Below are 7,901 nucleotides of genomic sequence, written 5' to 3'. Positions count from 1 at the left end.
CTGATTTCCGAAGCAACGCCGAACCGCATAGGCCATCAGCGAGCGCTGCACGACCAGCAGCCCAAGGCTGCTAAAGACGCCGAACAATATGCCTGAGCGCGGGAAGGTTCCCACCGCCTTCGATGCAAAAATTACCAGAAAGAACAACAACATGGCGGCACCAAATGCCAGCGTCGCAGCACGACAGCTGATCGTGGCGCTGGTCAGACAGGACATGCTGTAAGCCTGGCCGTGAAAGGCGATGATCGCAAAGACGAGAATGCCTGCGGATAATGATCCGATCATGTCCGACGAGGACGCCGGCGAGAGGCGCGCGCCTACACCAAAGCCAATCAGCAGCGCCAAGCAATCAGTTGATAGCAAGAGCAGGCACAGCCACAGGCGCGCATTGCGCCTGGCGATTAACGCTCCCGTTCCACTCGCACTGTGGAAACGCGCCGCCAAATCCGGATTTGCCATGGCCTGTCCTTTTCTCGTCGATTGTCGACCACTGGCACAGCAATGGCCGGGCGCTCCCAGTTGCACAGCACACAGAGGCGCGAAATCAATTCAACCAACAAGAGCACAGACATCGAAAAAACATCAATCCGTGACAACACCTAATGAATATTAACTAATCAAATATCAAAATCAATACAGATTAATTGGAAATTTTATTAACAGAGTAATTTCACCTATATTTTTCACATACTGATTTTGCTAAATACGATAAACCAGATCATCGTCCCTTCATCAAAAAATGGGAGGCCACGGGAAATATGAGCATTGCGCTCTGCGCCGGTGCGGCGATCATATTGCTCATCTGGGCGATCGGTCTTTATCATCTCTGGCAACGTCAAAATGCGTCGCTCGTCGAAATCAAGCCAGCATGGCCGGATCGCCTTTTTGCAATTTTCTGGCTCCCGATCGCACTATTGGCGCTCATCGCGACAATCCCCTCTTTATGGCAAAAAAAAGCACCACGGCGGCAGAAATATTGACGCTCATCCGTCCAGCCTCCGGCCTATTCCCGCCGCAAATGCAACTCTCAGAGCATCCGAAAGATTGCGCGTCTTGAGCTTTGCCATCAGGTTTGCGCGATGAATTTCGATCGTGCGCGGGCTGATGCCCAATTGCAGGGCGATGTGCTTGTTCGGTAGCCCCATTGTCAGGCCTGCCAGCACATCGCGCTCGCGCGGCGTCAACTTTTCCACCAGCGATTGCGCCTGCGCGACCCTTTGCCGGCGCGCACCATTATCATATAGCACCGACCAGGCGTTCTCGACCGCCTGCAGCAGGCTCTGCCGCTCGAACGGCTTCACCAGGAAATCCACGGCGCCCATCTTCATTGCCGCGACCGTCACGGCAATGTCGCCATGCCCCGTCAGCATGATGACCGGAAAATTAAGGTCCGCTTCATTGAGCCGGCGCTGTACCTCCAGTCCATCCATGTCGGGCATGCGCAGGTCCAGGATGACGCAACCCGGCGGCTCGGTCGGCGCGGCGGCGAGGAAATGAGCGCCCCTCTGCCAAGTGCGGACCGAATATCCTTCAAGCTCCAACAAGAATGCCGTTGCCGCTCTGACGGAATATTCGTCGTCCACGACGTGAATCGTCTTCATTTCCTCCACAAAGAATCCCCTTCTTACGCTTCAATGTGAAACAAAAGCAGCTGCCGGGAGGCGCGGGCTCAACCCAGATCCGCCCGCCATGGGCCTCCACAATTGTTCGACAAATGGACAATCCGACCCCAGTTCCCTCTTCCTTGGTAGTGACAAAGGCGTCGAACAGCCGCTCTCGGATTTCCGCAGCGATGCCCGAGCCAGTGTCGGTAATCATGACTTGGGTGGTAAGTTCATCGACGCGGGACGCGTGGATCGTCAGGATCCGCTCATCCATGTTGCGCATCGCATCAATGGCATTGCGACAAAGATTGCCGATCACCTGCTGGATCTGGACCGGATCGGCGAATACCGGCCCTGCGTCTGGCGCAACTCGCAGCACAACGCGGACTTGCGCACGGGCAGCCGCAGGACGGACGAGCGCAATGCTGCTGCGCACCATTTCGCCGATATCCTGCACCTCCAGTTGCGCTTCACCACTGCTGGTGAAGTCGCGCAAATGGCGCATGATCGCTCCCGCCCGCACCGCTTCGCTCGACGCGAGATGGAAAATCTCGTCCAGCTTCGCCCGGCTCCCGCCGTTGAGATTGTTGAGCAGAATGCTGCCTCCCTCCATATAGGCTGCAAGCGCTGTCAATGGCTGGGTCAACTCATGCGACAGCATCGACGCCATCGCGCCCATTGCGCTATAGCGGGTGCCATCCAGCATTTCCGCCTGCAGGGTTTCCAGCCGAGCCTTCGTCGCCTCCTGTTCGGAAAGGTCGCGCACAAAGGCCGTAAACCTTGTGCCGCCGTTCGCCTCCATCCGCACGAAGGTCATCTCGGTTGGAAAATTCGAGCCATTATGATGCCGGCCGATCAACTGCCGCTCGATCTTTTCCGAAACATCGACGATCCGGAATGGATATTCGTCAGGCACTTCGTCTTCAGAAGGACAGACCAGCAGCAGGCTCTCGAAATTCTGGCCTTTGAGATCCACCAGATCATAGCCGAACATGCGGGAGGCCGCTTCGTTGATATATTCGATGCAGCCGTCGGCATCGAATACGAAGACGGCGTCCGGCGCGGTCTCCAATATCAACCGCAACTCATGCTCCCGCTCCTGCAGCGCAAGCTCATGCGCGCGCTCCAGCGTGACGTCGCGGATCAGGTTGGCAAAGCCCTGCAACGCTCCGTCATTGTCGTACAATGCCGTGACAACGCAATTTTGCAGATAGATCGTGCCATCGCTGCGGCAGCATTCATGATCGAATTCCCAGCTGCCATGCTGGCGGGCGAAGGCGAAGGCCTGCGCCATGCGCGCCTTGATCTCCGCGCGCCCTGGGTAGAGCAGCGCGACATGGCGATGCATCACTTCGCCGGTCAACCAGCCGGTAAAGCGCTCGGCACCGCGATTCCAATGCAGGATGAACCCTGAAACATCGGTCATGTAGAGGGCATAATGCGCCGCGCCGTCGGTCAGCAGCTTCATCTGCGTCATCAGCCGGCCGACATGGGCAGCCTGATATTCCGCTCTGGCGCGCCAGAATGTCGCGCGAAGCGCCACGACGTTGGCGGCAACCAGGGCCATGAGGAAGGCGCCCACCGCAAGCAGCCCGCCATGAAAGCCTTCAAGCAGATAAGTGACCGCCAAGGCGGCGATACCAGCCAGAAAGCCCGGTCCGGCGCCGAACAGCATCGTCGTAAACAATGCAACGAATGTGAATATCACATAAAATTCGCTGGAGAAGGACGGATATTCATCGGCCTGAAAAGCGGCAAGCGCGATCGCGACCATGGCCAACCCGATCAGATAGCGACTGACCCCGCTCCACGAGACGTGGCGCCTGAGGCAACGCAACCTGACCAGCGAAAAGCTGGCGCGGACTTGGCCCGCTTTGGAGATCGGCATGATGTTAAATCGTCTGACGGCTGCGAACATAACTCAAACCCCGCGCTTAACGCCCAGAATTATTTCATATGCTGCGACCGTCACCCTGAAAGGGATGGCAGAAACCGGCTCACGTCTTCAATCGGACGTCCGCCTCATGCTTACCCCTGACCGATTATTGATCCAGTTGGAGGTTTACATAATTCTCTGCTGCAATGCGCAATTTTTAACATCGGCATTAGGGGAAGTATAGTAGGTAGTTTTACACATTTTGAGAAATTTCGTTCCGCAGCTGCAAAATGTCATTGCCGGATTTCCCAAAATGTCCACTTCGGAAATTTAACTGGTGGAGGACACACGTTTGCCCCCTGCCCGTGCGAAATGGAACATGTCGACGACAATGGTCCGTCCGACCAGTCCGAGGACGATCATATAGACCGCTGCCCCAGCGATGACCGTCGACAACAGCATTGGAATCGGCGCTTGACCGGCCAATGCGAACCGGACCCCCCATAGAAAAACAGCCATGACCACCGATGCGACCACACTGGGCCGCAGCGCTTTCCAATAATCCCGCCATCCCAGCGGCAGCAGAACCACAACTGGCCAGACGGACAGGGGATAGAGGATATAGGCGCGCGCCGTGAACGCGGCAGCGACCGCAGCCATCCCATATTCAACGGCAAAGAAGAAGGTGACAATATTGACCAGCGCATAAATGCCCGCCAGCCAAGTCTGCCATTGCGGCTTTCCCATGGCGAGCATCAGCGACTGATTGTAAATGCCGATCGCCTGGAGCGCGCCGAACAGGCTGAGATAGCGCATCACATCGGCTGCCGCCGCCCAACGCGGACCGAACAACAGGAAAATAAACTCGTCCGATACGATCGCCAGGCCGACAAAGGCCGGGGTCGTTATAGACGATGTCGCCGACACTATTTTGAGGAAAGCCTTTGCAAGGCGGGGCGGATCCCCCTTGAGTTGCGAGAAGACCGGAAGCGCCACACGGGACAGCGCACGCGCCAGCATCAGATTGGCGGCCAGCAAAGCCCGCTTGCCGACGGTATAAATGCCTGTCGCTGCGCCGCCGAGCGCCAGGCCGATGACCATGATGTCAGCATTGGCGTTGAAGAAATTCGCAGCGCCCGTCACGCCGACATGACGGCCATAGAAAAGCACGTCCCTTGCCTTTTCCCGTGAAAAACGCAGTCGGGGTCGCATCGGGCAGGCGGCCCACAGGATTATCGTTCCGATGACGGCTACGGCCAGATTCTGTGCCACCAACGCCATCACGCCATAACCGGCCACCGCCAGTGCTATTCCGACGATGCCGCCGACCAGGGTCGAGATTGTCGAGCGCGTGGCCAATGGCCGCATCAGCAAGGCCCGCGTCAGCCAAGCCTGTGGCACGACGTTCAGCGCACCAAGGAAATTCCCGACACTGAGCCATCGCAAAACCATGCCCAAGCCCTGATGGGCGGCGGTCCGCTCGACCCAGTCGGCTAGCAAGAAGGTTGCAATCAGCAGCAGAGCGCCGGCCGCAGCAGAAATCCAGAAGGCCGTGTCATCCAAGTCGGCATCGGCAGTGCCCTTGCTGACAAGCGATGCACTGATCCCCGACAATATGATCATCTGGAACCATTGCCCCACGAGCAGGGCCATGGCGACAATACCCAGCATCGTCGCATCGACATAGCGCGCAATCACGAGGAAGGTCAGGAACTGCAACAGTTGCACACCCCAACTTTCCAGGATGGACCAGGCCATGCCTGAACGGACTGCGCGCGCCAACCCCGGACCTGACATATCGCCCTCCCCCTAGCTACGTCGAAAATCGTCGGTCGCCCGGACATGCTTCACGAATGCCGCGGGGTTGCCCCGCCACACCTGTCGGGCGGGAATATCATCAAAGACCACTGATCCGGCTGCCACCACGGAATGATCGCCGATCGACACGCCGGGCAAGATGATGGCGTTGCGGCCAATCCAGACGTTGCGACCGATGGTGATCGGCCGGGGCCTTACGGAGCGCCCTTCATGAACGGGATGGAAGCTCGTGTCGAACATCGCAACATTGTCACCGATACGCGACCCGCCGCCGACATCGATCCGCGCAGCGCTGAAGATATGAACTCCCGTGTTCAACGAAACCTCGTCGCCAAGAATGATGGCCCCCTGCGGAACCGTAGCCAGGCGAATCCGGGTCGGTTCATTCCGCAGGCGGACATTGTTGCCAATGACCAAGGATCCGGGGTTCCGGAGATAAGGCACGCCACCCCGCACGCGCAGGCCCCGCCCCGGTTGGCAGCCTTGCGCGCGGGGTCGCATCACTGTCAGCCGCGCGTAAAGATGATCCAGCTGTGCAGACAGAAATTGCAATGCCAAACCCGTTCTCCGACTGGCGCTCACGCGACAAGCATGAGCCGAAAGCCTGAATAGCGGCGCGCCTCCACGATCGAATGGGCGCCAAGAACCAAACGCACCATGCAGATCCGCTCATGAAAACGCGTCCGCCTCGGACAAGATGGCACGTGCATCGAGTGCTCGCGTCACTCACCCGAACAAACACCAAGTTCACACATAACAAAATCATGTTCCATTATGTATTTGCACCTAATTGATAGGTGTTACCCCTGATGTTGACTAATACCGCAGTTGCGTAAGAATTTCCGCAATCAGGATCCACGCAATATTATTGAGATCGGGATATCAAATGATCGTTTCTTCAATGGAGACGCAATTGCTTTCGCCGATCAACGCGCCTGGACGCAAAATAGCGATGATGAATGCATCGCCTTTCGCCGTCGACCGGAAGCTATTTACATGAACGAAATCGGTTATCAGCCCATCATAGCAGTGACCGGCGCGACTGGCTTCGTTGGCGGGGCGCTCGCACGTCAACTCCTGCAAATGGGCTACCGCGTCCGCTCGATGTGCCGCAGGCCCCTTACCGAAGCGGAGCGCGAGAGCGGCATAGAGTGGATCGAAGGCTCGCTGACCGACACTGATCGTTTCGACGCGCTGCTTCGGGACGCACGCTATTGTTTTCACATCGCCGCGATGTTCCGCACCGAAGGACCGCGCAAGGCGTTCATGCAGGTCAATCGGGATGCTACTCGGACCCTGCTTGAAGCGAGCCGACGGGCCGGCGTCGAGCGCTTCATCTATTGCTCGTCGATTGGTGTCCACGGGAATGTGGCCGACGCCCCCGCAGACGAAAATGCGCCATTCGACCCCCGCGATCCCTATCAGGAAAGCAAGTTGCGAGCCGAAGATCTCTGCCGTGACGAAATGGGCCGGCCGGGCATGAGCGTCGTCATCGTTCGCCCCTGCTCCACCTATGGGCCAGGCGACACCCGGATGCTAAAGCTGTTCCGCCTGGTCCAGCGCCGCCGTTTTCTGTTTGCGGGTCGGCAAACACCCAATTTCCATCCTGTCTACATTGATGACCTGGTCGCCGGCTACATATTGACGATGGTTCATCCCGATGCGCCATCAGGTACCTTCATCCTGGGCGATCGCGCCTTCCTGCCGCTGCGCGACTATGTAAGGGCCGTCGCTACCGCCTTGGACGTACCACCGCCCAAGACGACCATCCCCTACAGCCTCGCGCTGATGGCCGCACGCCTGTGTGAAGCACTTTATGCGCCGCTGGGATTGCAACCCCCTCTACCTCGTCGCCGGCTGACCATCTTCAAGCATAACCGCGCGTTCAGCATCAGGCGGGCGCAGACGGTCCTCGGCTATCAGCCGCTGATCAATCTGGAGGAAGGCTTTCGTCGCACCATCACCTGGTATCGGCAGCAGGGGATGCTCGCATGACCATGTCCATTGGAACTCTTGCCGACCTAACGGGCAAGCCAGCGGCCGATCCTAGTCCGATCTCGGCGATCGCGGCGATGCAAGCTCCAGGCACCGGCAAAGGAAAATACCGCTGTGGTCAGCGCGAGAGGAGCCGCGATGCCGCAAACCGCCAGCATTGCCAGAGCCGATCCGGCCCCTGTGCCCCAACGAACGAACCGGCGTGTGGCACGAGTATAATCGTCGACGATCACGTTGACATCATCGAGCATTATCCATTCCCGTTGGCTCTTCGCCCGCGCCATGATCGGCCGCACCGCCCCGTCGGGCAGCGTCAGCGCACGGATCATGATCATATCTCCGATATCGACATCGATGCGCGCGGGCAGTTCGACGCAATATTTTCCATCAACCTGCCGGCGATAATGGATCACGCGCGTTTCCGCATCGCCCGACTGCCCAACGTCGGTCACAACGCCCCGCGTCAACAACAATCCGACGCTGCCGAAATGAGTCAGCAACGCGGCATGTCGTTCACGTCCGGCGACAGCCCGCGCTGCATGTCGCGACGCGGGCGCGATAGCGACATCCACGCTCGCCTGCCTGTTCCCGATCGGTGCCATGCCCTA

Annotated in this window: 8 protein-coding genes (1 of these 8 running past the window's edge); 2 read left to right on the top strand and 6 right to left on the bottom strand. The window is 58.3% G+C overall.

Features of this window, described 5'->3' with window-relative positions; all coding sequences use genetic code 11:
* Positions 1-459, bottom strand: partial view of a sugar transferase gene (locus E5554_RS23370; protein ID WP_136187238.1) — the start only. It extends 927 nt beyond the left edge of the window; 459 of the gene's 1,386 nt are visible here — the first part of the coding sequence; the start codon lies at positions 457-459; its stop codon lies beyond the left edge, outside the window.
* 299 nt (positions 460-758) lie between these two features.
* On the opposite strand from E5554_RS23370, the gene E5554_RS14620 reads away from it, so the two are divergent.
* On the top strand, positions 759-980 hold the full coding sequence (locus E5554_RS14620; protein ID WP_136187237.1) for a hypothetical protein: 222 nt from the start codon (positions 759-761) through the stop codon (positions 978-980).
* A 3-nt stretch (positions 981-983) separates the two neighbouring features.
* Here E5554_RS14620 and E5554_RS14615 read toward each other — a convergent pair whose 3' ends face one another.
* From E5554_RS14615 to E5554_RS14600, 4 genes are all read right to left on the bottom strand, one after another.
* Positions 984-1,610 carry a response regulator gene (locus E5554_RS14615; RefSeq protein ID WP_210729755.1) on the bottom strand — a complete coding sequence of 209 codons (627 nt, stop codon included), beginning with the start codon at positions 1,608-1,610 and terminating at the stop codon, positions 984-986.
* Complete coding sequence (locus E5554_RS14610) at positions 1,531-3,522, bottom strand: PAS domain-containing sensor histidine kinase (RefSeq protein WP_247594275.1); 1,992 nt, start codon at positions 3,520-3,522, stop codon at positions 1,531-1,533. The genes E5554_RS14615 and E5554_RS14610 overlap by 80 nt, the downstream gene beginning before the upstream one ends.
* 288 nt (positions 3,523-3,810) lie before the next feature.
* Entirely contained in the window at positions 3,811-5,238 is a 1,428-nt protein-coding gene (locus E5554_RS14605) for a lipopolysaccharide biosynthesis protein (protein WP_136187235.1), read from the bottom strand.
* A gap of 51 nt (positions 5,239-5,289) precedes the next feature.
* Positions 5,290-5,856, bottom strand: coding sequence for an acyltransferase (locus tag E5554_RS14600; RefSeq protein ID WP_247594274.1), 567 nt, complete (start codon positions 5,854-5,856; stop codon positions 5,290-5,292).
* A 270-nt stretch (positions 5,857-6,126) separates the two neighbouring features.
* On the opposite strand from E5554_RS14600, the gene E5554_RS14595 reads away from it, so the two are divergent.
* Positions 6,127-7,293 carry an NAD-dependent epimerase/dehydratase family protein gene (locus E5554_RS14595; protein ID WP_136187234.1) on the top strand — a complete coding sequence of 389 codons (1,167 nt, stop codon included), beginning with the start codon at positions 6,127-6,129 and terminating at the stop codon, positions 7,291-7,293.
* 26 nt (positions 7,294-7,319) lie between these two features.
* Here the strand turns inward: E5554_RS14595 and E5554_RS14590 are convergent, their stop codons facing one another.
* On the bottom strand, positions 7,320-7,895 hold the full coding sequence (locus tag E5554_RS14590; RefSeq protein WP_136187233.1) for a hypothetical protein: 576 nt from the start codon (positions 7,893-7,895) through the stop codon (positions 7,320-7,322).
* Positions 7,896-7,901: the final 6 nt, after the last annotated feature.

Source organism: Sphingobium sp. PAMC28499 (genome assembly GCF_004795815.1).
In the GTDB taxonomy this organism is placed as follows: Bacteria; Pseudomonadota; Alphaproteobacteria; order Sphingomonadales; family Sphingomonadaceae; genus Sphingobium; species Sphingobium yanoikuyae.
Note: the sequence above shows the minus strand (reverse complement) of the source record. Positions and strands in the feature narration are given on the sequence as shown.